This is a genomic window from Achromobacter sp. ACM01 (assembly GCF_014851745.1).
In the GTDB taxonomy this organism is placed as follows: domain Bacteria; phylum Pseudomonadota; class Gammaproteobacteria; order Burkholderiales; family Burkholderiaceae_B; genus Achromobacter; species Achromobacter aegrifaciens.
The window spans coordinates 206,747-230,006 of record NZ_JACVAF010000005.1 but is presented as its reverse complement, the minus strand read 5'-3'; the positions used below and the strand labels follow the sequence as shown (position 1 = coordinate 230,006).

Here is a 23,260-nt window from a genome sequence, read left to right as displayed (position 1 = left end):
ACTCATGGCCGACAACGATACTTCCAAAGCCGAGCTGGCGTCGCTGCGCGCCGAGGTCGATGAAATCGACCAGCAGATCATGCTGCTGCTGGGCGTGCGGTTCCGCTGCACGGACATGATCGGCGAGCTCAAGCGCGATCTGGGCATGGACCTGGTGGATCCCAAGCGCGAGGAGCAGCAGGTCGCGCGCATCCGCCGCCTGGCGCAAGAGGCGGGCGTGCCGCCCGCGCTTGCCGAAACCATCCTGCGCGAAGTGATCGACACCGTGGTCGACCACCACACCCGCCTGCGCGAGCGCCCGTACTCGTAATGCCAGGCCGGCGGCGCATGGGAGCCTGCATCTGCAAGCTGCCGGGCGCCGCCTCTCCCTTTCCTACAAGACCTGCATGAACGCCAGCAAGGCGTCGATCTCGTCCGCGCTCAACGCGAGCGGCCGGATGTGTTCGGACTTGCGCGGCGCATACGGGTCGGGCGGATCGCTGGGCACAGGATCGCGGCCCATGCCGGCGTTGTACATCCGCAGCAGGCCCTTCAGGTCGGGAAACAGTCCGTTGTGCATCCACGGTCCGGCGCGCGACACATTGCGCAGGCTGGGCGTGCGGAACTTGCCAAGATCGGCGGGATTGCGCGTCGCTTCGTAGCGCCCCAGATCCTGGTTGCGGCGGCCATAGAAGGACAGGCCGATGTTGTGGAACTGGTGATCCGTCAGCATCGCGCCGCTGTGGCAGTTCATGCAGCGCGCCTGGGTGCGGAACAGGTGCATGCCGATTAACTCGCTGTCGTCCAGCGCATTCGATTGTCCATCCAGGAACTTGTCGAAGCGCGTGGTTTCGGGCCGAAGCGTAGCGACATAGGCGGCCAGCGCGCGCGCCAGGCGGTCGGCGTCCACAGGCGGCTGCGCTGCCGGGGCGACGCCGAATGCTTGCAGGAACTGCGCAGGGTAGGGATCGGCCGCCAACAGGCGCGCCACGGCGCCGTCGGCGTCATGGTTCATTTCGCGGGGATCGTGGATGGGGCCCAGCACCTGGTCCTTCAGGCTGGCGGCGCGTCCGTCCCAGAACAACCGGGGCGCGAACGGCGCCGCATACAGCGGCGTGGAGCGCCGCCTGCCCATCAGCTTGTCTTCGCCCACGGCCAGCGCGAGGCCGTCGGTGAAGGCGCGCTGCGGCAGATGACAGGAGGCGCAGGACACCTGCCCCTTGCGCGACAGCCGGGTATCGAAGAACAGCATCTGCCCCAGCGTCACCACCGCCGGGCGCGCGACGTCCGCAGCCAGTTCCGCTTGGCCGGCGTTGGCCGCGGTCCAGGATAGGGGCGGATTGGAGGCCGGCGGCACCGGCCCCCATTCGCGCCAGGCCACGCCAGGATCGATAGTGGGCGCTGGCCAGGCCGAGGGCGGCCCAGCGTACAGCGGCCGCAGGCAAGCGGCATTCCAGCCCGTGGGCGTGCGGCAGGCGGCCTGATCGTCCTGGGCGTCTGCGTCGGCGTGGGATAGGGACGCCGCCAGCGTCAGCGCCGCGCCCAGGATCAGAAGCGGTAACCGACTTGCAGCCATAGCTCCCGTCCAGTCTGATAGGTACTGCGGTTGGTCTTGACGTTGGGATTGCTGGCCGTCACGGCGGGCCTGCGGTCCAGCACGTTCAGGACTTCGACCGTGAATTCCAGACTGCGCGCAAACGTGGGATTCCAGGAAAGCTTGGTGTCCCAGGTCCAGTAGGACGGGATCTCGCCGGATTCGAATCGATCCAGGTAGTCGGGCCGCGGACCGCGCCCGACGTAGACGGTGGCGTCGCGCTTGCTGCGCCAGTTCACCATGTTGCTCCAGGTCAGGCCGGCGCGCGGCCACGCGCCGGTCAGGCTGAGGGTGGCGATCTGTGGCTGGTAGAAGGAGCTTGGAGGCAGGTCGATGGCGCGCAGGCGCGAGCCGTTGTAGATCACGTACTCGCCGGGGTCGCGCGCGTCGCCGTTGTAGCCTTCGACCAGGTCCGCATTGGTCTTGCGCTTCTGCCAGCTCCAGCTTGCCTGCATGTTCCAGCGCGTCTCGCCCAGGCGCCAGGGCTCCAGCGTGCGCAGCGACAGGCTGACGCCGTCGGTGGTGGACAGGCCGTCGTTGGTGTAGCGGTAGCCGTCCTTGTCGTTGCCGGTCGTGGCCCACTGGTCGCGGCCGTTGCGGCGCACGTAGCTCAGCACGCCTTCCATGCCCGCCATGCGCTGGCGCAGCGAGACCGCCCATTCATCGTCATAGGGCATGCGCAGGCCCTTGTACTCCACGTAGTACTCCTTGCTGCCGTCCGCCACGGGCTTGCCGTTCTTGTCCAGCACCTGGCGCCGCAGGCGGCTGCGTTCTTCCTTGAGCGCCGTCTCCAGCACGCCGGCCCCGTAGTACCGCGACCAGCCGGCGCTGAGCAGGGTATCGCCCGAACCGAACATGTCCCAATCCAACCGCGTACGCGGCGACAGGTTGTTGTTGCCGAGGAACGTCTCGCGGTCGTAGCGCAGGCCGGCGTCCAGCGCCAGCCGTTGCCATTCGATGCGGTCCGACAGATAAAGGCTGGCCATGTTGTAGTTCACGTCCACGGTGCCGGGCAGGTAGCGGACCTTGCTGAAATCCCGATAGCTGCCGTCGCGGTTGTAAGCGCGCTGGTAGGAGTGGCTTTCCTGGAAACGCTCGAAGTTCGCCTGCACCTGGTTCAGTTCCGCGCCTGCATAGGGGATGTGCGTGAACACGCCCGTGCGCACCGGATCCAGGTCGACCCGGCCCTTCAGCGTCCAGGTGTCCTGCCGCGTCTGCTCCTTGCCGAAGCCGCCCGCCGTGTACCGCGGCAGCAGGTAGGGGCTGAATGTCACCAGCTCGTCGCCGACGGATTCGCGGTTGCTGAGCGACCGGTCCCAGCCCGCCTGCAGCGCAAGCCGGCCGCCCTGGAAGTAGTGGTCTACGTTGACGCCTATGCCGCGCGCCTCATGGTTGTTGTCCCAGCGCGTGTGCCGGAACAGGTCGCTGGCCAGGGTTTCGCTGCGGTCGCTGTATTTCAGCGTCAGGTCGGCCGTGGTATCGGCGCTGGCGCGCACGCTGAACTTGCCCAGGAAGTTGTCGATCCGGTCGCTGTAGGCGGCCTGGCCCGGCGCCGGCTGTCCCTTGTCGTCCACGCCCATGTTCCAGCGCGTGATGTTCGATTCGCGGCGCGACATGGCCAGCACGGCGCCTGACTTTTCATTGAAGGCGAGGTCGCCCACGGCGGAGTAGAAGCGCTTTTTCCATTCCGGCGAATAGCCCGGCTTGCCCTGCGCCCAACTGTTTTGTTCGCCCTCGGCGACCTCCTGCCGAGTCATTTTGGAAGTGTTCCAGCGGTAGGCCAGATTCAAGCGGTTTTCGCCGGAAAAGCGGCGCAGCCTGGCGTCGACGACGCCGCCCGTGAAGCGGCCGTACTCCACCGGCACGAAGCTGTCGTGCACGCGCACTTCCTCCAGCAGGCTCGTGTCCACGAAGTACGACTGCGGGTTGCTGGGCACGTTGCCGACCTGCAGGTTCAGGTTCTTGCTGGCCGGGTCCACGCGGTTGGTCGCGTCCATGCCGTCGAGCTGGAACAAGTTCTGGTAGGGGCTGGAGCCGTGGAAGGAAATGTCCTCCACATTGAGCGAGCCGCGGTTCTGCGAGCCGGCGGCGCCCGGATTGGTGCGCACCGCCGGATGCGTCGCCACCAGCGTGCTGAGGTCGCGGTTGGAGCTGGGCGTTTCGGCGATGTCCTCGCGGGTATAGATGCGCTCGCCCACCTGCTCGCCGTAGACCCGCACGGCATCCAGGCGCAGGGCGGAAAACTGGTTGGTCTTGTCCACGTAGACGATGTAGCGGCCAGGTCCGTCCGCGCGCAGCGCCAGTCCGGACCCCGCCAGCAGGTGGTTCAGCGCGAGCAGCGGCGAATACTCTCCTTGCAGTGGGGGCGAAGTCTTGCCCGCCACCGCCGCCGGCGGAAACGAGATCTCCAGGCCCGCCTGTCGGCCCAGCGCGAGCAGTGCGTCGCCCAGGGGTTGGGCCGGCAGGTCATAGGCGACGGGCGCGGTCGACTGAGCGGGGGCCGGCGAAGCCGTTATCAACGCGGCGATGAGCAGCGCCGCCGAAGCGCCAGACCGGCGGGCGCGCCGGTTGAAGTGGGGAAACAGCATGAATGCGTCCAAGCGGGTGTTGATGTCAGCCGTAGGACGTGTGCAGGCACGGATTACCTCAGCGGATTGCCGATGAATAATTTATATCGATTCTCATTTACTGATTGGCAATCGGCTTCAACGCAGGATCAGCAGGCCTGGCAGCTCGGTAATGCCGACCTTGGCCTGCGCCAGCAGCAATTCCAGCGCTCGCTTGGGATCGTCGATACTGGCGATGCCCGAGACGCGCAAACGCCTGGCGGTTTCGCCCAGCACCAGGATGTGCTTGCCGCCATAGCGGGATAGCCGCGCAGCGGCCTCGGGCAATGCGACATCGTTGAAGGCCAGCAGGCCCTGGCTCCAGTCCGGCGCCGGTTCCTGCGGCGCGGCGAAGCGCGTGATGCCCGTCGCCGACACGGCAGCCTCCTGGCCCGCGTCCAGCGCCAAGGCGGCGTCATCCTGGCAGACCAGGCAATGGACTGCCACGCGATGTTCGTACACCGCCACGCGCGTGCCGCCGGCCTCGCGCGCCACGACATAGCGGGTGCCTAGTGCGGCTGCGGACGCGTCCGGCGTCACCACCGTGAAATTCGGACCACCAGGCGCGCGCGGCGCGGCCGTGAACAACGCTCGCCCGGCCAGGAGCCGTACTTCGCGCTTGCCCGGTGCGAAATCGATGGCGATGGCGGAGTCCGCATCCAGGGTGGCGCTGGAGCCGTCGGGCAGGGCTACGCGGCGCACTTCGGCGCCGGTCGTGTAGTCGGCGTCGGGATGGACCGTACGCAGCAATTGCCAGGCTGGCCAGGCGGCCAGCAATACAAGCGCGGCCGTCGCGCCGCGCTTGTGCGCGCGCCGTGGCGCCAGCAGCTTGCCGCGTTCTATCTCGCCCATTCGCCGCCACAGGCGCGCCAGCCGTTCATAGGCGGCGGCGTGGCTGGCGTCAGCGCGGTACCAGGCTTCGAACTCCGCCTGGGCTTGCGCATCCATGCCCTGACCGCTGTGGCGCACGACCCAGCGCGACGCTTCTTCCTGGGCGCTGCCGGTCTTGGGGGCGGCCATGCTCAGGATGCCAGCGCCTGGTCGCAGGCCAGCAGGATGCGCATCATGTGTTTCTCCACCGCGCTGACCGAAATCGCGAAACGCTCGGCGATGGCCCGGTAGCTCAGGCCCTCGTGCCGGTGCAGCACGAACACGTCCAGGCTGCGGCGCGGCTGGGCCAGCAGCGCGGTTTCCAGCCTGCGCAGCATTTGCCGCGCGGCAGCCACGTCCAGGGTGTCGGGTTCATGCAGGGTAGGGCGCGAAGCGGCGTAGTCGGCGGTGGCGGCCTGTTCGCGGCTGCGGCGCCGGTGCCAGTCGGTAGCGATGTTGGCGGCCACGCGGAAGACGTAGGCGCGGTCGTTGTCGGGACGCGTCCTGTCCTTGAATTCCGCCAGCTTGATCCAGGTGTCCTGGGCGCAGTCTTGCGCGACGTCGCGCGAGCCGGTGCGCAAAGAGAGAAAACCCAGCACCTCTCGGTAATGGCGGAGAAATACATCCGTGAGCGTAGACATGTCGCCGGCGCCGGGCGCCAGATAGAGTCAAATTCGCGCCAGAGTATAAATGATAACGATTTCTATTTCTAGATAAGGAGAGAGCGCAGGAAGCGGCGGCGGGCAGGGCGCCCGCCGCAGGCCGTCAGGCCTCGGACTGTTCGATCTCTTCCAGCGAGCCCTGGATTTCGAGCCACTGTTCTTCCAGCTCGTCCATGCGCTTGCCGTGTTCGCCATGCTCGGCCATGACCTTCTGGCGTTCGGCGCGGCGCGCATCCGAGTACAGTTCCGGATCGGCGATGACGGCGTCCAGCGCATGCAGCTTGGCGCGCAGCTTCTCCATCTCGGCCTCGACCTTGGCGAGCCTGGATTCGAGCGGCTTGCGCAGCGCGGACAGGCGCTGGCGCTGTTCGGCTTCGGCGCGGCGCTGGGCCTTGCGGTCCACCACCGGTTCGTTGCCTTCGGCGTTCTCGCGCGCGGCTTCCGCGCGTTCGCCGGCGTTGCGGGCGGCGAGCCAGTCGCGGTAGTCCTCCAGGTCGCCGTCGAACTCGCGCACCGCGCCGTCGGCCACGATCCAGAAGCTGTCCACCGTGGTGCGCAGCAGGTGGCGGTCGTGGGACACCAGCAGCATGCTGCCGCCGAAGTCGGCCAGCGCGGCGGCCAGGGCCTCGCGCGTTTCCACGTCCAGGTGGTTGCTGGGTTCGTCCAGCAGCAGCAGGTTGGGCTTTTGCCAGACGATCAGGGACAGCGCCAGGCGCGCCTTTTCGCCGCCGGACATGGGGCCGACCTTGCTGGTCACCGTGTCGCCGGAAAAACCGAAGCCGCCCAGATAGTTGCGCAGTTCCTGTTCGCGGGTCTCGGGGGCCAGGCGCGCCAGATGGGCGATGGGCGTGCTGTCCACGTCCAGCATGTCCAGCTGGTGCTGGTGGAAATAGCCGATGGCCAAGCCGCGCGAGGCGCGGCGCGTACCCGCCTGCACCGGCAGTTCTTCGGCCAGGGTCTTGATCAGCGTGCTCTTGCCGGCGCCGTTGGCGCCCAGCACGCCGACGCGGCTGCCCGCGCGCACCATCAGCGTCACGTCGCGCAGGATGGGCACGGCGTTGCCGTCGGCGTCCGTGTAGCCGGCCGACAGGTGCTCCAGGGTCAGCAGGGGATCTGGCACCTGGTCGGGCGAGGGGATGCGGATGTCGATGCCGGCCTCGGCGTGCAAGGGCGCCAGCACCTGCATGCGCGCCAGCGCCTTGACGCGGCTCTGCGCCTGCTTGGCCTTGGAGGCCTTGGCCTTGAAGCGGTCGATGAAGCCTTGCAGCCGGGCCGCTTCGCGGGTCTGGCGTTCGTAGGCGATATTGGTCTGGCGCAGGCGCTCGGCGCGCTGTGTCAGGAAGTCGCCATAGCCGCCGCGGTAGCGCACCAGCTTGGCGTGGTCGAAATGCAGGATGGATTTGGCGACCGCATCCAGGAACTCGGTGTCGTGGGAAATCAGCATGACGGTGCCGGGGTAGGCGGCCAGCCATTTCTCCAGCCACAGCATGGCGTCGAGATCCAGGTGGTTGGTGGGCTCGTCCAGCAGCAGCAATTCGGACGGCGCCATCAGCGCGCGGGCCAGGGCCAGGCGCATGCGCCAGCCGCCGGAAAAGCTCGCCACCGGCTGCATCCATTCGGCGGGCTTGAAGCCCAGGCCGGCCAGCAGTTGCTCGGCGCGCGAGGCCGCGCTCCAGGCGCCGGCTTCCACCAGCGCCGCTTCCACTTCGGCGATCTGCGTGCCTTGTTCGTCCGTCAGTTCGGCGCGGCGCGCCTGCAGTTCGCGCAGATGCGTGTCGCCGTCGATGACGAACTCTCGCGCCGGACGCTCGTCAGCTTCGATTTCCTGCTTGACGCTGGCGATGCGCCAGCCGGCGGGCATGGCGAGGTTGCCCGCGTCCAGGTCCAGCGTGCCGGTCAAGAGCGCGAACAGCGAGGACTTGCCCGCGCCGTTCTTGCCGACGATGCCCACGCGCTCGCCCGGATGCACGACGAATTCAGCGCCGTCCAGCAGCACCTTGGTGCCGCGGCGCAGGGTCAATCCAGTAGCGCGTATCACAGGCTGAGTTGCTCGCGGGTAAGCAGCAGAAGCTGGTCGGAGGCTTCTTCGGTGTCCAGCCACACGGGCGAGAGCTGCGGGAAGGCGGCCTCGAAGAAGTCGCGTTCGTGGCCGATCTCCAGCACCAGCACGCCTTCCGGCGTGAGAAAGCGCGGCGCGGCTTCCAGGATGCGGCGCACCAGGTCCATGCCGTCGTCGCCGCCAGCCAGGGCCAACTGCGGTTCATGGCGGTACTCCTGGGGCAGGACGTCCATGGAGCCGCTGTTCACGTAGGGCGGATTGCAGATGATGACGTCGTACAGGCGCGGCGGCAGGCTGTCGAACAGATTGCTTTCGTGCAGGTCCAGCCGGTCCGCCAGGCCGTAGTCGTCGACGTTGCGGCGCGTCACTTCCAGCGCGTCCGGCGACACGTCGACCGCGTCCACATGGGCATAGGGGAAGGCCAGCGCCGACAGGATAGCCAGGCAGCCGGACCCCGTGCACATGTCCAGCACGTTCTCAACCGCCAGCGCATCCTGCACCCAGGGCGCAAGGCCCTGGTCCAGCAATTCAGCGATGGGCGAGCGCGGCACGATGACGCGCTGGTCCACGTAGAAGCGGTGGCCGCGCAGCCAGGCCTCGTTGGTGAGGTAGGCGGCGGGCAGGCGCTCGGTCACGCGGCGGTCGATCAATTCGAGCACGCGGTTGCGCTCTTCGCTGAGCATGCGGGCGTCCAGAAAGGGCTCCAGCGTGTCCAGCGGCAGATGCAAGGCGTGCAGCGTCAGGTAGACCGCCTCGTCCCAGGCGTTGTCGCTGCCGTGTCCCAGCGCCACCTGGGCGGCGTTCAGGCGCGATACGCCGTAGCGGATCAGGTCGCGCAGGGTCAGCAGTTCTTGGCGGGCGGATTGATACATGTGAGGCTTTTACTTGGGCGGCAGCAGGAGGTTTTCCAGCGTGCGCCGATAAATGTTCTTCAACGGATCCAGCGAGGCCAATTCGATGCGTTCGTTGACCTTGTGGATCGTGGCGTTGCAGGGACCGAATTCGATGACTTGCGGGCAGATCTTGGCGATGAAACGGCCATCGGACGTGCCGCCAGTGGTGGAGAGTTCTGCCGTCACGCCGGTTTCGTCGCGGATGGCCGAGACCAGCGCGTCCGTCAGCGAACCGCGCGGCGTCAGGAAGGGCTCGCCGCCCAGCTCCCAGTCCAGCGTGTACTCCAGGCCATGGCGGTCCAGCACTTCATGTACTCGCGCCTGCAGGCTTTCCGGCGTGCTGGCGGTGGAGAAACGGAAGTTGAACAGCGCCACCGCCTCGCCCGGCACCACATTGGTGGCGCCGGTGCCCGAGTTCAGGTTCGACACCTGGAACGTGGTGGGCGGAAAGTACTCGTTGCCCTGGTCCCATTCGATGCTGACGATGTCGGCCAGGGCCGGCGCCAGCTGGTGCACGGGGTTGCGCGCCAGGTGCGGGTAGGCCACATGGCCCTGGATGCCCTTGACCGTGAGCTTGCCCGACAGCGAGCCGCGGCGGCCGTTCTTGCAGGTGTCGCCCAGCACGTCGCCCGAAGTGGGCTCGCCGACGATGCAGTAGTCCATCTGTTCGCCGCGCGCCTTCAGCGCGTCGCAGACGATGGCGGTGCCGTCGATGGACGGGCCTTCTTCGTCAGAGGTGATCAGCAGGGCGATCGAGCCGCCATGCTGCGGGTGGGCCGCCACGAATTCCTCGGCCGCCACCACGAAGGCGGCGATCGAGCTTTTCATGTCGGCTGCCCCGCGGCCGTACAGGTAGCCATCGCGCTCGGTGGGAACGAAGGGATCGCTTTCCCACTTCTCGCGCGGACCCGGAGGCACCACGTCCGTGTGACCGGCGAACACGGTCAGCGGCGCCGCGCTGCCGCGGCGCGCCCACAGATTGGTGACACCGCCCTGTGCGATGGTCTCGCAGGCGAAGCCGATGCGCTCCAGGCGCGCGGCCAGCGTCGCCTGGCAGTCTTCATCGGCCGGCGTGACCGAAGGGCGGGCGATCAGGTCCTTGACCAGATCCAGTACAGCCGACGATGGACCCACCTGCCGCTGCGCGGCTGCCTCCCCAAGGGAGGGTGCACGCCCTTCGGGCGGCCGTGCGGACGTGCTGCTCATTTAAGCCCTCAGCAGATCGTTGATGCTGGTCTTGGCGCGGGTCTGCGCGTCGACGCGCTTGACGATGACCGCGCAGGCCAGGCTGTGCGAACCGTCGGCCGAAGGCAGCGAACCCGGGACCACGACCGAGCCCGAGGGCACGCGGCCGTACGTGATCTTGCCGGTGGCGCGGTCATAGATCTTGGTGCTTTGCGACAGGAACACGCCCATGGCCAGCACCGAGTTCTCTTCGACGATCACGCCTTCCACGACTTCCGAGCGGGCGCCGATGAAGCAGTTGTCTTCGATGATGGTCGGGTTGGCTTGCAGCGGTTCCAGCACGCCGCCGATGCCCACGCCGCCGGACAGGTGAACGTTCTTGCCGATCTGGGCGCAGGAGCCGACGGTGGCCCAGGTATCGACCATGGTGCCTTCGTCGACGTAGGCGCCGATGTTCACGTAGGAGGGCATCAGCACCACGTTGCGGGCCAGGTAGGCGCCGCGGCGGGCAACGGCCGGCGGCACCACGCGGTAGCCGCCCTGCTTGAAGGCGTTATCGCCGTATTCCGAGAACTTGAGCGGCACCTTGTCGTAGAACTGCAGCGGAGCCTGGCCCATGATGGCGTTGTCGTTCAGGCGGAACGACAGCAGCACGGCCTTCTTGATCCACTGATGCACGACCCAGTCGTCGTTGATTTTCTCGGCCACGCGCAGGCGGCCCAGGTCCAGGCCGTCGATGGTGCGCTCGACCGCTTCGCGCACTTCGGCGCTGGCGTCGGTGGGCGACAGGTTGGCCCGGTCGTCCCAGGCTTTTTCGATGGTGGTCTGCAGGTCGAGAGTCATAGCGGCTCAGCTTTTAAAGGTTGATCAAACGGAAGTATGCACAAAATGGGCGATGCGCTCGGCTGCCTGTACGCAGTCAGCCAAGGGCGCCACCAGAGCAATGCGGATGCGGCCCTGGCCGGGATTCACGCCATGCGCCTCGCGTGCCAGGAAACTGCCCGGCAGCACGGTAACACCAGTACGGCCAAAAAGGTCGCGCGCGAACGCCGTATCCGAACCGGGCGTGGCAGCCCACAGGTAGAACGAAGCCTGCGGCCGGGACACGTCCAGCACCTTCTGGAGGATGGGCACCACGGCGTCGAATTTTTCGCGGTACAGGCGCCGGTTGTCCTTCACGTGCGCCTCGTCCGTCCAGGCGGCGATGCTGGCCGCCGACACGATGGGGCTCATGGCGCTGCCATGATACGTGCGATACAGCAGGAAGCGGCCGATCAGCGCGGCGTCGCCCGCCACGAAGCCCGAACGCAGGCCGGGCACGTTGGAACGCTTGGACAGGCTGGAGAACGCCACCAGGTTGCGGTAGGTGTCGCGGCCCAGGCGGCGCGCGGCCTGAAGGCCGCCCAGCGGCGGGTTGCCTTCGTCCAGGTAGATTTCCGAATAGCACTCGTCCGAGACGATCACGAAGCCGTAGCGGTCGGACAGTTCGAACAGCGTTTTCCATTCGTCCAGCGACATGACGTTGCCGGCCGGGTTGCCCGGCGAGCAGACGAACACCATGCGCGTCTTCTTCCAGATTTCGTCCGGCACCTGGTTCCAGTCGCTGGCGAAACTGCGCACCGGATCGGCGTTGACGAAGTAGGGCGTGGCGCCGGCCAGAAGCGCCGCGCCTTCGTAGATCTGGTAGAACGGATTGGGGCAGATCACCACCGAGCCTGCGGCCGGGTCGATGACGGTCTGCGTGAACGCGAACAGCGCCTCGCGCGAGCCCAGCGCCGGCAGCACCTGCGTTTCCGGATCCGGGGCAGGGATGCTGTAGCGCCGCGCCAGCCACTCCGAGATCGCCCGGCGCAGCGCCGGGTCGCCCTTGGTGGACGGGTACACGGACAGGCCTGCGAGACTGTCGCGGATGGCCTGTTCGACGCACGCGGGTGCGGCGTGTTTGGGCTCGCCGATCGACAGATTGATGGGCGTCAGACCGTCCGGCTGCTGGCTGGCCGAAGCCAGCAAAGCGCGCAGTTTTTCGAACGGATAGGGGTGTAGGGCATCGAGGCGCGGATTCATGACGCAAGATTTTAACAAGCAAGCTACAATAGCGGGCTTGGCCTATAGCGAAGGTGGCGAAATTGGTAGACGCACCAGGTTTAGGTCCTGACGCCGTAACAGGTGTAGGGGTTCGAGTCCCCTCCTTCGCACCAACCTTATTCAGGCACTGATCCGGCTTCATGCCACCAGTGTCCCGCAAGCCCCAAGGCATTGAATGCCTTGGGGCTTTTCCTTTTTGCTTATGGCTTTGATTCCGCTATCGGCTTGACTGCCCGGACGCGCGAAAGGCGCATCGGGATTTGCGCCAACGGGCAGGGAAGGTGGTATTTTCCGCAAGCGTCGGGGACGCATGGCGCGTCCAGGCGTTGTGACAGCTCCCTCCTTGATGGAGGGGAAAAACCGAGAGGGAATCATGAGAGGGGTCAGTGCAATGCTGAAGGTCAACGTCCTATGTGCGGTAGTCGCCTTGATGTTCTCGGGCGTCGCGCATGCTGATGATTCATCGTCCGGAGATTATTGGCTCTCCGTTTGTCAGTCGAGTGACCCCATCGAAGAGACTCAATGCTTGTCATATGTCCTCGGCGTCTGGGATGGCTTGGTTGTGGCTGGGACTGCGGCCAAGACGAAGTCCGATATCTGTTCGCCCAAGAGGGTGTCCGCGCGTCAGCTAGCGGACATCTTCGTCAAGTACGCCCGTGCCAGCCACGAGGTGCGCCACATGTCGGGCCGAGTCCTGATCGTGGCATCTTTCATGGGCGCATTTCCTTGCAGGGATGGGATCGGCGATTGAGGGGCGGCAGTCGGGCTTCGACAAGTTGGTCTTGCTCCTAGGGATAACCTCCCGTGCCGAAAGCACATTTTTGATATATCTTCGCGCTCTTCGGTGGAGGCTTGCCGCTGGCCGGTATCGCAACAGCCTCTCAAACAGCCCCGTACACAGCACGATAAGGAGAGCCTTCCATGGCGCTCAAGCACGCTGCATTTCTGGATGTCATCGATATACGCACCCCGCATCGCGAACACGGGGAGGCCGTCAGCGTCAGCCTGATGAAGACGGCGCATATGCAACTGCTGCAATTGGCGCTGCCCGCCGGCAAGGGCCTGCCGCAACATGCCGTGGCGGGCGAAATCACCATTCATTGCATCGCCGGAGAGGTGAGCTTGGCATTGCGCGATGGCGTGCGCCAGTTGCGCGAAAACCAGCTCGTCGCGTTGGCCGCGCACGAACCGCACGCGCTGCAGGCCGTGCGCGACGCGACCGTGCTGGTGACGGTGCTGCACGCCCCCGCCTAGTACTCCGAATCCTGACGCAGACGTGTTCCCTGAGAGGTGAGCCGTGCATGAGCTGTTGGCCGACTGGTGCGAAATCCTGAACCGCTTGCTGCGGGACGTGGCCGATGCCCACGCCACGGCGCAGGCGCGCGACAGCGCGCTGCGCCACGCCCACCGGCATTCCTGCCAGGCGCCGATCTGCTTCCGGATGTCCGGGACCACGGTCAGCCATCTGGCGGAAACGCTGGATTGCGCCATCCGCGCGTCCTGCGCCCGCCACGACAACTCCGCCTGGGTGCAGGCGCTGGACGTGGCTTACACCAAGTTCCTGCTGTATCTGATCCGCGACGTGGACCGGTGGTCCAGCGGCGGGCTGCACCAAGAGGCGGCTTAGGAGAGGTTTGGTACTTCATAATTTACTGGATAAATAAACAGTAATTTGGTTCAATCCCATCAGGCCTCCGGCGCATGCACCTGCAGAAGCGCCCTTTCCCACGATCAGGACGAACCATGAAATTCGGATACACCATCATCTACGTGCCGGACGTCGCCGCGTCGCTGTCCTTTTTTGAACAGGCATTCGGTTTCGCCAGGCGTTTTCTGCACGAGTCCCGGACTTACGGCGAACTGGACACCGGCGAAACCACCTTGTCGTTCGCGGCGCATGAACTGGCCGACGCCAACTTCGGCGGCGGCCATGTAGCGGCATCGGCGTCGGCCGAGCCGTTGGGCATGGAAGTGGCTTTCGTGACGGACGACCTGGCCGCGGCGCACGCCCGCGCGCTTGCGGCGGGCGCCACGGAAATGAGCGCGCCTGTCTCCAAGCCTTGGGGGCAGGTCGTTTCCTATGTGCGCTGTCCGGACGGCACGTTGGTGGAGCTTTGCACTCCCATGCAGGGCTAGGCACGCCGCTCGTCGCCGTGGCCGGGGCCAAGCGCTCCGATACGCTGCCGCTGCGGCCCGCATCATCGGTGTCCGTGCGGCGTGCGCCTTTCCGTCTAGCCGGTCCGGACGATCCCCGAGTCCGCCCTACGCCGTTACCTTGGTTGCGGCAGGGGTGTCCGCGTCCGGCTGCGCTCAAGAATTGTCAAGAATTTACATTGCTTTGAAGTTGCCGTCGCCGCCCCGCGATACCGTGGCATTTTCGTTTTCGGGAGTCGACATGTATCCGCTTTCCAAGCGTTGCGGCGCGGAGTTCTTTGGCACGTTCTGGCTGGTATTGGGGGGCTGCGGCGCCGCTGTGCTGGCCGCCGGTTTCCCGGAACTGGGCATCGGTTTCGCAGGCGTGGCGCTGGCCTTCGGCCTGACCGTGCTGACCATGGCGTTCGCGGTCGGCCATATTTCCGGCGGGCATTTCAACCCGGCCGTCACGGTGGGCCTGGTGGCGGGCGGCCGTTTTCCCGCCAAGGAAATCCTGCCTTACGTCATTGCCCAGGTCCTGGGCGCGATCGTGGCCGCTGCGGTGCTGGCCTGCATTGCCAGCGGCAAGCTGGGTTTCGATCTGAAGGGCAGCCATTTCGCGGCCAACGGCTACGGGGCCTATTCGCCGGGCAAGTACTCGATGGTCTCCGCCCTGGTGACGGAAGTCGTGCTGACCGCGGGCTTCATCTTCGTGATCCTGGGGGCGACCAGCAAGCGCGCGCCGGCCGGCTTCGCGGCGATTCCTATCGGACTGGCGCTGACGCTCATCCACCTGATCAGCATTCCGGTGACGAACACCTCGGTCAATCCGGCCCGTTCCACCGGCCCCGCGCTGTTCGTGGGCGGCTGGGCGTTGGAGCAGCTGTGGCTGTTCTGGGTCGCGCCCATCGTCGGGGCGATCGTCGGCGCCATCGCCTACCGGCTGGTCAGCGATCCCGCGCAGGAGCGTAGCTGAGCCAGGCGCTGCACCGGGCGATAATGGGGCCAAGTCTCTGATCCTGGTCCCATGAACGAATTTTCAATCGCCATCAATCTTGTGCTGGCCATGCTGCTTGGCGCCGCCATCGGCGCCGAGCGCCAATGGCGGCAGAACTATGCCGGCGTGGTCACGCATGCGCTGGTCTCGCTGGGCGCGGCCGCCTATACCGCCTTGCCGGCGCTGCTGGACGCCGGCAACGACATGCGCCTGGGCAGCCAGGTCGTGACCGGCATAGGCTTTCTGGGTGCGGGCCTGATCATGCGCGACGGCCTGACCATACGCGGCCTGAGTGCGGCCGCCACCATCTGGGCTACCGGCGCCGTAGGGGTACTTGCCGGCTATGGCTTCCTGGCCGAAGCCAGCGCGGTCACGGCGCTGATCCTGGTCACCAATGTGCTGCTGCGGCGCGGCGCCAGGCTGATGGACCGCTATGTGCCCGATGCGGAAACCGAAGAGCGTTACTACAACATCGCCTTGACCTGCGCCTCCACGGACGAAGCCATGGTGCGGGCGGAATTGCTGAACGCCTTGGGCAAGCACAGCCTGCGCCTGCGCGGCGTGGAAAGCCAGCAGCGCGACGGCGGCCGCTCCGAAGTGACCGCGGTGGTCTATTCCATGCGCCAGGAAGACGAACGGGTGGAGCAACTGGTGGGCAGCCTCAGCCTGCTGCCGCAGACCTACTCGGCCAGGTGGACCTCCGACACCGGCAACGCCTGAAGCCGGCCCGAATCAGGACGCCGTAAGTCCGATCTCAATACGCTTGCACTCCGATTCCAAGAAGATGAGCGTATTCCGTGACGACAACGATTCCCCCTGCCGGGCCCGCCGGCCTGGTGCACTATGACCGCGTCAGCATCGCGTTTCACTGGCTGACGGCGGCGCTGGTGGTGGGCCTGTTCGCGCTGGCCGAAATCTGGGAATTCCTGCCGCGCGGCACGCCCACGCGGCGCCTGCTGCAGCACCTGCATATTTCGTTCGGCCTGCTGTTTGCCGCCGTGTTCGTGTTGCGCGCCATCTGGCGCGTGAGCGCGGGCAGGCGCCCGCCGCCGGCCGCCACGGGCTGGCTGCGCACGGCTAGTACGGGTGTACACGGATTGCTGTACCTGTTGATGGCGGCGCAGATCGTGCTGGGCTTTCTGTTCCGCTGGGCGCAGGGTGAGCCGTTCGCCTTCTTCGGCCTGTTCGACGTGCCCACGCTGATCGCCATCGACCACGAGCAGCGCCGCTTCATCGGCGGACTGCACAACACCGTGGCCTGGTGCATCATCGTGCTGGCGCTGCTCCATGCCCTGGCCGGCTTGTTCCACCACTATGTCCTGCGTGACGGCGTGCTGCGCCGCATGCTCTCCAGCCGCTGAGAAGCGCGCGGCAAGGGCGGGACGTGAAAGCCGGGCCGGGCAGGTTGTACATTACGCACTATCACTGCCTTACTTCCACAGGATGTACCCATCATGACCGCCCCTGAAGTGTTTATCTCCTCCTCGATCAGCTGCGCGAACGATCGCCCCTTCGTGCTGTTCGGCGGCATCAACGTGCTGGAATCCAAGGAACTGGCGCTGCGCGCCTGCGAGGAATACCAGCGCGTCACCCGCAAGCTGGGCATCCCGTATGTGTTCAAGGCTTCCTTCGACAAGGCCAACCGCTCGTCCATCCATTCCTATCGCGGCCCGGGCCTGGAAGAGGGCATGAAGATCTTCGAGGCGGTCAAGAAGGAATTCGGCGTGCCCGTCATTACCGACGTGCACGAACCCTGGCAGGCCGCGACCGTGGCCGAGGTCGTCGACATCCTGCAACTGCCGGCCTTCCTGGCGCGGCAAACGGACCTGGTGGTGGCGTTGGCCAAGACGCAGCGCATCATCAACATCAAGAAGCCGCAGTTCCTCAGCCCGACCCAGATGCTGAACATCGTCGAGAAGTGCACCGAGGCCGGCAACGACAAGCTCATCCTGTGCGACCGCGGTACCTGCTTCGGCTATGACAATCTGGTTGTAGACATGCTAGGGTTTGGCGTGATGAAGAAAGTGTCCGGCAACCGGCCGCTCATTTTCGACGTCACGCATGCCTTGCAGCAGCGCTCGGCGCTGGATGCGGCATCGGGCGGCCGCCGCGAGCAGGTGGCCGAACTGGCGCGCGCGGGCATGGCCGTGGGGTTGGCCGGCCTGTTCCTGGAAGCTCACCCCGATCCCAAGAACGCGAAGTGCGACGGTCCCAGCGCCTTGCCGCTGGACAAGCTGGAGCCCTTCCTGACCCAGTTGAAGATGCTGGACGACCTGGTGAAGTCCTTTGCCCCTATCGACATCGAACCCTGAATCCCGCGGTCATAACGGCTGCGCAAAGTTGTTATACGATCCGGGCCAAACATTGGGGAGGCCTGGATGTCTTTGTATGTGATCGTCGCCGTTCGAAAAGAGCCCGTCAGCGGGCACGTGGCCTATGTGCGCTGGGGCCAGGCAGAACGCGGCGTCCCCGGCTGGGTCACCGAGCCGGTGACGGCGGCGGCATCCGAGGTCATCGAGGCCATCAAGGACGGCGTGGAAGTCGAAACCGCCATCAGCCAGGACGGCATGAGCGTGGCGTTGCGGCCGGTGCGCGTGCTGGTGGATGACGACGGACGCGAACACCTCGCGTCCGCGCCGGTTCCCAGCTCGACCTTGTACACGCTCTTCGACCTGCCCGAATTCTGATGCGGGCAGCCCGGCAGGCGCCTAGCGCCGGCCCTGCGCGAAATTGAGCAGGGCGTCTCCGGCCATCCGGTAGCGCACCCATTCATCCTGCGGCAGCGCGCCGATCGACTTGTAGAAATCGATGGCGGGCGTGTTCCAGTCCAGCACGCTCCATTCCAGGCGGCCGCAGCCATTGGCCACCGCCTCTTGCGCCAGATGGCGCAACAGATCGCGGCCCGCGCCGATGCCGCGCTGCTCCGGCGTGACGTACAGGTCTTCCAGATAGATGCCGTTCTTGCCCAGCCAGGTCGAGTAGCTGTAGAAGTAGACGGCGTAGCCGATGGGTTTGCCGTCCAGCAGGCACATCAGGGCCTTGGCCGGCGCGTTCTCGGCGAACAGGGTGCGCTCGACGTCCGCGGGGCTGGCGATCACTTCATGGGCGGCGCGTTCGTACACGGCCAGCTCGGTGATGAAGGCATGGATCTGGGCCGCGTCCGAGGCGACGGCGGGGCGAATTTCGATAGTCACGGGTACTTCCTGCTGCTGCTTTTGGGGGCCTTATCCTACCCGTGAATCGGGCGGCGCGCATTTTTGGCCAGCGCGTCCATTCCGGGAATACCCTTACTTGCGCGCTGACCCTGCGGGCGCGATTCTTGAAAGCGTTCTGCCCTCGAGTCCAATGCGTACAACAGGGGACATCTCCCATGCCTGAATCTGGGTCCGCCGTTGCCAGCACGCCTGCCGCAAGCCGTAAAAGGCGTCGCCTGTCCTGGATCTGGCTGGTGCCTCTCATCGCAGCCGTGGGCGGACTGGCGCTGGTCGTACGCGTCTGGATGGAAGCCGGCCCCACCGCCACCATCAGCTTCCAGACCGCCGAAGGGCTGGAGGCCGGCAAGACCCAGGTCCGCTACAAGGAAGTCGTCGTCGGCGTGGTCGAACGCGTGGCCTTGAACTCGGACCGTTCCGGTATCGTCGCGACCGTGCGCATCAACAAGGACGCCGGCAGCCTGCTGCAGGAAGGGACGATGTTCTGGGTGGTCCGGCCCAGGCTGACCCTGAGCGGCGTATCGGGCCTGAGCACCCTGTTCTCCGGCGCCTACATAGGCGTGGACCCGTCCGACCAGTTCCGCCAGGAAACCGAAACCCGCGCCACCAAGTACAGCTTCGTCGGCCTGGAGACGCCGCCCGAGGTGCAGCAGGACCGCGCCGGCAAGCGCTTCACCCTCAAAGCCCACGACCTGGGTTCGCTGGACATAGGTTCACCCGTCTACTTCCGCCGCATCGCGGTGGGCGAGGTGGTCGCCTACCATCTGGACAGCAGCGGGGAAGGCGTCAACGTGCAGGTTTTCATCGACGCACCCAATGACGACTTCGTCAACAGCGCCACGCGCTTCTGGAATGCCAGCGGCGTGGATTTCAGCGTTGATGCGCGCGGCCTGCAGGTGCGCTCGCAGTCGCTGCTGTCCGTGATCGTGGGGGGCGTTGCGTTCGACACCGTCGAGCAGCATGCGCATGTGGCGGCCAAGGCCGATGCCGAGTTCACCATCTTCTCGTCTGAAGGCGCGGCCCGCGCGCAACCCGATGGCACGCCGCTGCACATCCGCATGCGCTTTGACCAGTCGGTCCGGGGGCTGGTGGTCGGCGCGCCCATCGACGCGTATGGCGCGTCCATCGGCCAGGTGGACTCGATCCGCCTGGAGTTCGATCCGGCGATCAAGCAGTTCTATGCGCTGGTCGGAGCCACCGTCTACCCCGAACGCCTGGGCGCGCAGACGGTCGAGGAAATCAAGGAATACTCGGGTTCGACGCTGCAGCATCCCAGCGGCAAGCTGCTGGCCGCTTTGATCCAGCAGGGCCTGCGCGCGCAACTGCGTATCGGCAATCTGCTGACCGGGCAGCTATATGTCGCCTTGGCGGTGTTCCCCGACGCCAAGCCGGTGACGTTCAAGATGGAAGAGGATCCCTTCATTCCTACCGTGCCGAACAACCTGGATCAGTTGCAGCAGCAGATCAACAGTATCCTCACCAAGCTGGACAGGGTGCCGTTCGAAGGGCTGGGCGCCGATCTGGGCCAATTGCTGCGCGCCACTTCCAGCCTGATGAAGCGGCTCGATACCCGCCTGGCGCCCGAGGCGCAAGCCATGCTGCGCCAGGCCAGCAAGTCCTTGGCTGCCGTGGGCGGGGTGTTGAATCCGGACGCCGGCCTGCCGGTCAATGCCAATGCAGTCTTGCAGGAACTGTCGCGGGCGGCCCGGTCGCTGCGGGAACTGTCGGACTATCTGCAAGCGCATCCGGAGTCGTTGCTGCGCGGCCGCGCTCCCGATGCCCAGTATCAGCGCCAGCCGGCGCGCTAGGCTAGGCCGCGAGCCACTGCGCGATCTGGCGGGCGCTGGTTTGCGCATCCGTGCCTGAAGTGTCCAGCACCAGGTCGCTGAACGGACGCGTGGCATAGCCTTCGCGGTACATCTGCGCGACGCGCTCCCGCTCCCAATCGGTCAATACCCGTCCGCCTCTGTCCGATTGCGCGGCCGCAAGCGTGGGGGCCAGGGTCACTACGCGCAAGCACGCGCCGCGTTGCCGGCACGCAGCCAGGATTTGCTCGTAGCTATCCTGCTCCAAAGGGTAGGCGATGACCAGATAACGCTCCTGCGCCTCGGCGATCAGCCTGGTGAGGCGGGCCAGCGCCAGCGCCCATTGCTCGGTGTATGGCAGATGGCTGGGGGCGTCGTGATCGTCGCCGTCGATGAAGCGTGCAGCGGGCAGCAGGCCGGCCAGCGCTGCGCCGACCGTGGATTTACCGCTGTTGATCGGGCCATTGAGATGGATGACGGTGGTGTCGGGCGTTGAGATGGCTGTTCCTTTCAGTGCAGGCGGGCGCGCGAGGCGTCCGCGCCGGCCGAATCAGAACAGGCATTGTCGCAAAGCGAACTTGCGGCCGAAAGCCCGCACTTCGTCGCCGTCCACGGACGCCGCCAGGTCCCAGCGGTCGCCGCGCGTCACCAGGAAGGACCGGCCGGTCGCGGCATGCCGCAAGGCGAATTGCCAGAAGGCTGCCTCGGAGCCTACCGGTTCGAGGTCGTGCGGCCCGATCAGCAGCCGGCTGGGGCGGGGCGTTGCGCCCAGAGTCCAGCGCAGGGCGATACCCAGGAACGCGAAACGCGCCGAGAACGACGACGGCTGGACGGTCAGCACGCGGATTCTGTTGATCATGGCCAGGACCCCTTGCAGATAGCGTCCAGCGTAGCAAAAGCGGCCCGGGCCATCCATACCGCCTTTGGCGGAAATTGGCGGGCCCGGCTGGCTGCTATTGCTGGATGGCGTCCTGCGCATGGCTGCGCGTGATGCGCCCGAGCAGCAGCAGGGCGCCGGCCGGCGCCAGCGCGAATGCAGCAAACAGCCATTGCGCCGCATGCTGTGCGCCCGCGACGCCTCCGGGATCCGCCAGGCCTGCGCTATTGGTGATGACGCCGGCCAGCGCCGCCGTCAATGCCGTCGCGTAAAGCTGCACCGTCGTGATGGACGAAGATGTCAGGGTTTCTTCGCCGGCAGGCGCCGCGGTGAATATGCGCGTCAGCAGGTGCGGCCAGCTCAGGCCGATGCCGAAGCCCACGCCGGCCAGCGCCAGCACATAGAGCGCCAGCCCCGGGTAGGACTGCAGTTGCGCCGTGCGCGGCGTCATATAGGCCAGGGCGGCCAGCGCGGCCAGGATCACCATGGGACTCAGGCGCACCAGGAAATTCGCCGCCGGGCCGCTGCGGGTGGCGCTGGGCATGGCGGCCAAGGTCCAGCCCGCCGCCATGGCCGCCGTCATGTAGCCGGCCGCCAGCGGTGTCATGCCATGGATGACCTGCAGGAAATACGGCACGAAGATTTCGGTGGTGATAGCCGCTACCACCAGGCACATCACCGCGTACAGCGCGCCCAGCGGCGTGGCTATCGAGTAGGCGCCGGTCGGCAGCAGCCGCTTTGCGGCGCGCTGGTCCACCGCCGCGATCAGCGCGGCGATCGCCAGTCCGGCGGCGATGCCCGCCAGATTCCAGCGCAGATCCGTCGACAGGCTGGCCAGCGTGATCGCCAGCACACTGGCCACCAGCAGGCCCAGCGTGGTCACGGGCAGCGGGCTTGGCCGCGAGGCCGGAACCGATTCCTTGCCGCCTACCTTGAGGGCCACGATCGCCGCCAGGGCGGCGGCCACGGGCAACAAGGCCCAGAACGCCAGCCGCCAGTGCCCGGTCTGGGCGAAGACGCCGCCGATGGCGGGGCCGCACAGGGTGGCGACGCCCCACATGCCGGACACCAGGGCCATTGCGCGCGACCAGAGCGGCGCCTCGAATACCAGGCGGATCAGGGCATAGCTGAGCGCAAACAGGATGCCGCCACCCAAGCCCTGGATGCTGCGTCCGGCCAGCAGCGCCGGCATGCTCGGCGCCAGCGCGCACACCACGGAACCTGCGGTGAACACCGCGACGGCGAGCAGGTAGGCCGCGCGCGGCCCCAGCGATTCGATCAGTCTGGCCGACAGCGCCGACCCGACGATGGAGGTCACGACGAACAGTGTGGTGTTCCAGGCGTAATACTCCAAGCCGCCGATGTCCTTGATGACGCTGGGCAGGATGGTGGTGACGATGTAGACGTTGATGGCGTGCAGCGCCACCCCGCCCGCCAGCGCGATCGAGCGCAGGGCATTGGTCCCGTGCAGCAGATCTGCCCAGGACGCGCTTGAAACATGGGTTGTGCCGGTGCTCACGCGGTCTTCCGCCTTCGAGAAAAATTATTTAAACAAGATATTTATTGGATAATACGCATGCCGGCGTGCAACAGCAAACGCTGTGTACGAGCGCCGCAGTCCTCGCCGCGGCGGCGGTCAGCGCTTGAGCAAGCCGCGCAGCAGCAGGTCCAGCGCCTGCAAGGCCTGCGCCAGACGCGGGCCGTCCTTGGCGTCCTGCGCGATCCAGAAGGCACTTTCGACCAGGCTGCCGTTGATCAGCCGCGCCAGCGCCTGCGGCGCGGCGGCTTCGATCAGGTCCTGATCCATCATCGTCTGCAACAGCGCGGCGAGCGAAGCAATGCAGTGTTGCTGCGAGCCGTCCGCCGCCCCGCCCAGCACCGCCCGTGCATCTTGCAGCACGATGCGCCGGATCTCGGTTTCGGCCGCCATCTGCAGATACGCGCGGCAGCGTCCCTGCAAGGCGGACCAGGCATCGGGCGCCTGCGCTGCGATGGCCGCCAGGCGCTGGTCCATTTCGCCGTCGATCTGTTCGACCACGGCGGCGAGCAGGCCTTTCTTGTCGCCGAAGTGGTGGTACAGGGCGCCCCGGGTCAACCCCGCCGCCGCCGTGAAGTCGTCCATGGACGTGGCCGCATAGCCGACATCGCGGAAGGCTTGCCGGGCCGTGGCCAACAGTTTCGCGCGGGTGGCTTCGATCATCTCGGCGCGGGAACGCGTCATGCTCTCTCCATGCACATACGATACGTATGTAAATTGACATACGCATCGTATGTGAATACGATGCCGCTGTCCATGGCAATCA

25 protein-coding genes and 1 tRNA gene are annotated in these 23,260 nt (G+C 66.2%); 12 read left to right on the top strand and 14 right to left on the bottom strand.

Annotated features, from left to right (window positions below; genetic code table 11):
* The first annotated feature begins 4 nt into the window (after positions 1-4).
* Positions 5-310: a chorismate mutase gene (locus IB268_RS23835; RefSeq protein WP_054456030.1), complete on the top strand. Its 306-nt coding sequence runs from the start codon at positions 5-7 to the stop codon at positions 308-310.
* 63 nt (positions 311-373) lie between these two features.
* Here IB268_RS23835 and IB268_RS23830 read toward each other — a convergent pair whose 3' ends face one another.
* The 9 genes from IB268_RS23830 to dapC all read right to left on the bottom strand — a co-directional run bounded on the left by IB268_RS23830 (position 374) and on the right by dapC (position 11,912).
* A complete protein-coding gene (locus IB268_RS23830) occupies positions 374-1,555 on the bottom strand; it encodes a cytochrome-c peroxidase (RefSeq protein ID WP_192354904.1) in 1,182 nt (393 codons plus the stop codon).
* Entirely contained in the window at positions 1,528-4,161 is a 2,634-nt protein-coding gene (locus IB268_RS23825; RefSeq protein WP_192354903.1) for a TonB-dependent receptor, read from the bottom strand. The genes IB268_RS23830 and IB268_RS23825 overlap by 28 nt, the downstream gene beginning before the upstream one ends.
* Positions 4,162-4,278: 117 nt before the next feature.
* A complete protein-coding gene (locus tag IB268_RS23820) occupies positions 4,279-5,199 on the bottom strand; it encodes a FecR domain-containing protein (RefSeq protein WP_192354902.1) in 921 nt (306 codons plus the stop codon).
* A 2-nt stretch (positions 5,200-5,201) separates the two neighbouring features.
* The gene (locus IB268_RS23815) at positions 5,202-5,690 is read right to left on the bottom strand and encodes an RNA polymerase sigma factor (RefSeq protein ID WP_054456036.1); all 489 of its coding nucleotides are present in this window, start codon (positions 5,688-5,690) and stop codon (positions 5,202-5,204) included.
* Positions 5,691-5,814: 124 nt separating this feature from the next.
* On the bottom strand, positions 5,815-7,749 hold the full coding sequence (locus IB268_RS23810) for an ATP-binding cassette domain-containing protein (protein ID WP_192354901.1): 1,935 nt from the start codon (positions 7,747-7,749) through the stop codon (positions 5,815-5,817).
* Entirely contained in the window at positions 7,746-8,642 is an 897-nt protein-coding gene (prmB, locus tag IB268_RS23805; RefSeq protein ID WP_192354900.1) for a 50S ribosomal protein L3 N(5)-glutamine methyltransferase, read from the bottom strand. The genes IB268_RS23810 and prmB overlap by 4 nt, the downstream gene beginning before the upstream one ends.
* Before the next feature lie 9 nt (positions 8,643-8,651).
* Entirely contained in the window at positions 8,652-9,869 is a 1,218-nt protein-coding gene (dapE, locus tag IB268_RS23800) for a succinyl-diaminopimelate desuccinylase (RefSeq protein ID WP_225591465.1), read from the bottom strand.
* Entirely contained in the window at positions 9,870-10,691 is an 822-nt protein-coding gene (gene dapD / locus IB268_RS23795; protein ID WP_013394697.1) for a 2,3,4,5-tetrahydropyridine-2,6-dicarboxylate N-succinyltransferase, read from the bottom strand. It abuts the gene before it with no gap.
* A 24-nt stretch (positions 10,692-10,715) separates the two neighbouring features.
* Complete coding sequence (dapC, locus tag IB268_RS23790; RefSeq protein ID WP_192354899.1) at positions 10,716-11,912, bottom strand: succinyldiaminopimelate transaminase; 1,197 nt, start codon at positions 11,910-11,912, stop codon at positions 10,716-10,718.
* 47 nt (positions 11,913-11,959) lie between these two features.
* Here dapC and IB268_RS23785 point away from each other — a divergent pair.
* The 10 genes from IB268_RS23785 to IB268_RS23740 all read left to right on the top strand — a co-directional run bounded on the left by IB268_RS23785 (position 11,960) and on the right by IB268_RS23740 (position 17,750).
* Positions 11,960-12,046 (top strand) — tRNA-Leu (locus tag IB268_RS23785).
* A 278-nt stretch (positions 12,047-12,324) separates the two neighbouring features.
* Entirely contained in the window at positions 12,325-12,684 is a 360-nt protein-coding gene (locus IB268_RS23780; protein WP_192354898.1) for a Rap1a/Tai family immunity protein, read from the top strand.
* 170 nt (positions 12,685-12,854) lie between these two features.
* Complete coding sequence (locus IB268_RS23775) at positions 12,855-13,187, top strand: hypothetical protein (RefSeq protein ID WP_054456045.1); 333 nt, start codon at positions 12,855-12,857, stop codon at positions 13,185-13,187.
* A gap of 43 nt (positions 13,188-13,230) precedes the next feature.
* Positions 13,231-13,560, top strand: coding sequence for a hypothetical protein (locus IB268_RS23770; protein ID WP_054456047.1), 330 nt, complete (start codon positions 13,231-13,233; stop codon positions 13,558-13,560).
* A 116-nt stretch (positions 13,561-13,676) separates the two neighbouring features.
* Entirely contained in the window at positions 13,677-14,069 is a 393-nt protein-coding gene (locus IB268_RS23765) for a VOC family protein (protein ID WP_119449342.1), read from the top strand.
* Between the two features lie 259 nt (positions 14,070-14,328).
* The gene (gene aqpZ / locus IB268_RS23760; RefSeq protein ID WP_054456051.1) at positions 14,329-15,042 is read left to right on the top strand and encodes an aquaporin Z; all 714 of its coding nucleotides are present in this window, start codon (positions 14,329-14,331) and stop codon (positions 15,040-15,042) included.
* Between the two features lie 51 nt (positions 15,043-15,093).
* Positions 15,094-15,783: an MgtC/SapB family protein gene (locus IB268_RS23755; RefSeq protein ID WP_059373609.1), complete on the top strand. Its 690-nt coding sequence runs from the start codon at positions 15,094-15,096 to the stop codon at positions 15,781-15,783.
* 77 nt (positions 15,784-15,860) lie between these two features.
* Complete coding sequence (locus IB268_RS23750) at positions 15,861-16,424, top strand: cytochrome b (RefSeq protein ID WP_192354897.1); 564 nt, start codon at positions 15,861-15,863, stop codon at positions 16,422-16,424.
* 93 nt (positions 16,425-16,517) lie between these two features.
* Positions 16,518-17,375 carry a 3-deoxy-8-phosphooctulonate synthase gene (gene kdsA, locus IB268_RS23745; RefSeq protein WP_192354896.1) on the top strand — a complete coding sequence of 286 codons (858 nt, stop codon included), beginning with the start codon at positions 16,518-16,520 and terminating at the stop codon, positions 17,373-17,375.
* Positions 17,376-17,441: 66 nt separating this feature from the next.
* Positions 17,442-17,750, top strand: a complete 309-nt coding sequence (locus tag IB268_RS23740) for a hypothetical protein (protein WP_054456059.1) — start codon at positions 17,442-17,444, stop codon at positions 17,748-17,750.
* A 21-nt stretch (positions 17,751-17,771) separates the two neighbouring features.
* Here IB268_RS23740 and IB268_RS23735 read toward each other — a convergent pair whose 3' ends face one another.
* Positions 17,772-18,257, bottom strand: a complete 486-nt coding sequence (locus IB268_RS23735; RefSeq protein ID WP_054456062.1) for a GNAT family N-acetyltransferase — start codon at positions 18,255-18,257, stop codon at positions 17,772-17,774.
* Between the two features lie 176 nt (positions 18,258-18,433).
* Between IB268_RS23735 and IB268_RS23730 the strand changes: the two genes are divergently transcribed.
* Positions 18,434-20,083, top strand: a complete 1,650-nt coding sequence (locus tag IB268_RS23730) for an intermembrane transport protein PqiB (RefSeq protein WP_054456064.1) — start codon at positions 18,434-18,436, stop codon at positions 20,081-20,083.
* Between the two features lies 1 nt (position 20,084).
* Here the strand turns inward: IB268_RS23730 and IB268_RS31110 are convergent, their stop codons facing one another.
* From IB268_RS31110 to IB268_RS23710, 4 genes are all read right to left on the bottom strand, one after another.
* Positions 20,085-20,291: a hypothetical protein gene (locus IB268_RS31110; protein ID WP_225590306.1), complete on the bottom strand. Its 207-nt coding sequence runs from the start codon at positions 20,289-20,291 to the stop codon at positions 20,085-20,087.
* Between the two features lie 339 nt (positions 20,292-20,630).
* Complete coding sequence (locus tag IB268_RS23720) at positions 20,631-20,939, bottom strand: hypothetical protein (RefSeq protein WP_059373681.1); 309 nt, start codon at positions 20,937-20,939, stop codon at positions 20,631-20,633.
* A 94-nt stretch (positions 20,940-21,033) separates the two neighbouring features.
* Positions 21,034-22,476, bottom strand: coding sequence for an MFS transporter (locus IB268_RS23715; protein ID WP_054456067.1), 1,443 nt, complete (start codon positions 22,474-22,476; stop codon positions 21,034-21,036).
* Positions 22,477-22,593: 117 nt separating this feature from the next.
* Positions 22,594-23,178: a TetR/AcrR family transcriptional regulator gene (locus tag IB268_RS23710; RefSeq protein ID WP_119449347.1), complete on the bottom strand. Its 585-nt coding sequence runs from the start codon at positions 23,176-23,178 to the stop codon at positions 22,594-22,596.
* Positions 23,179-23,260: the final 82 nt, after the last annotated feature.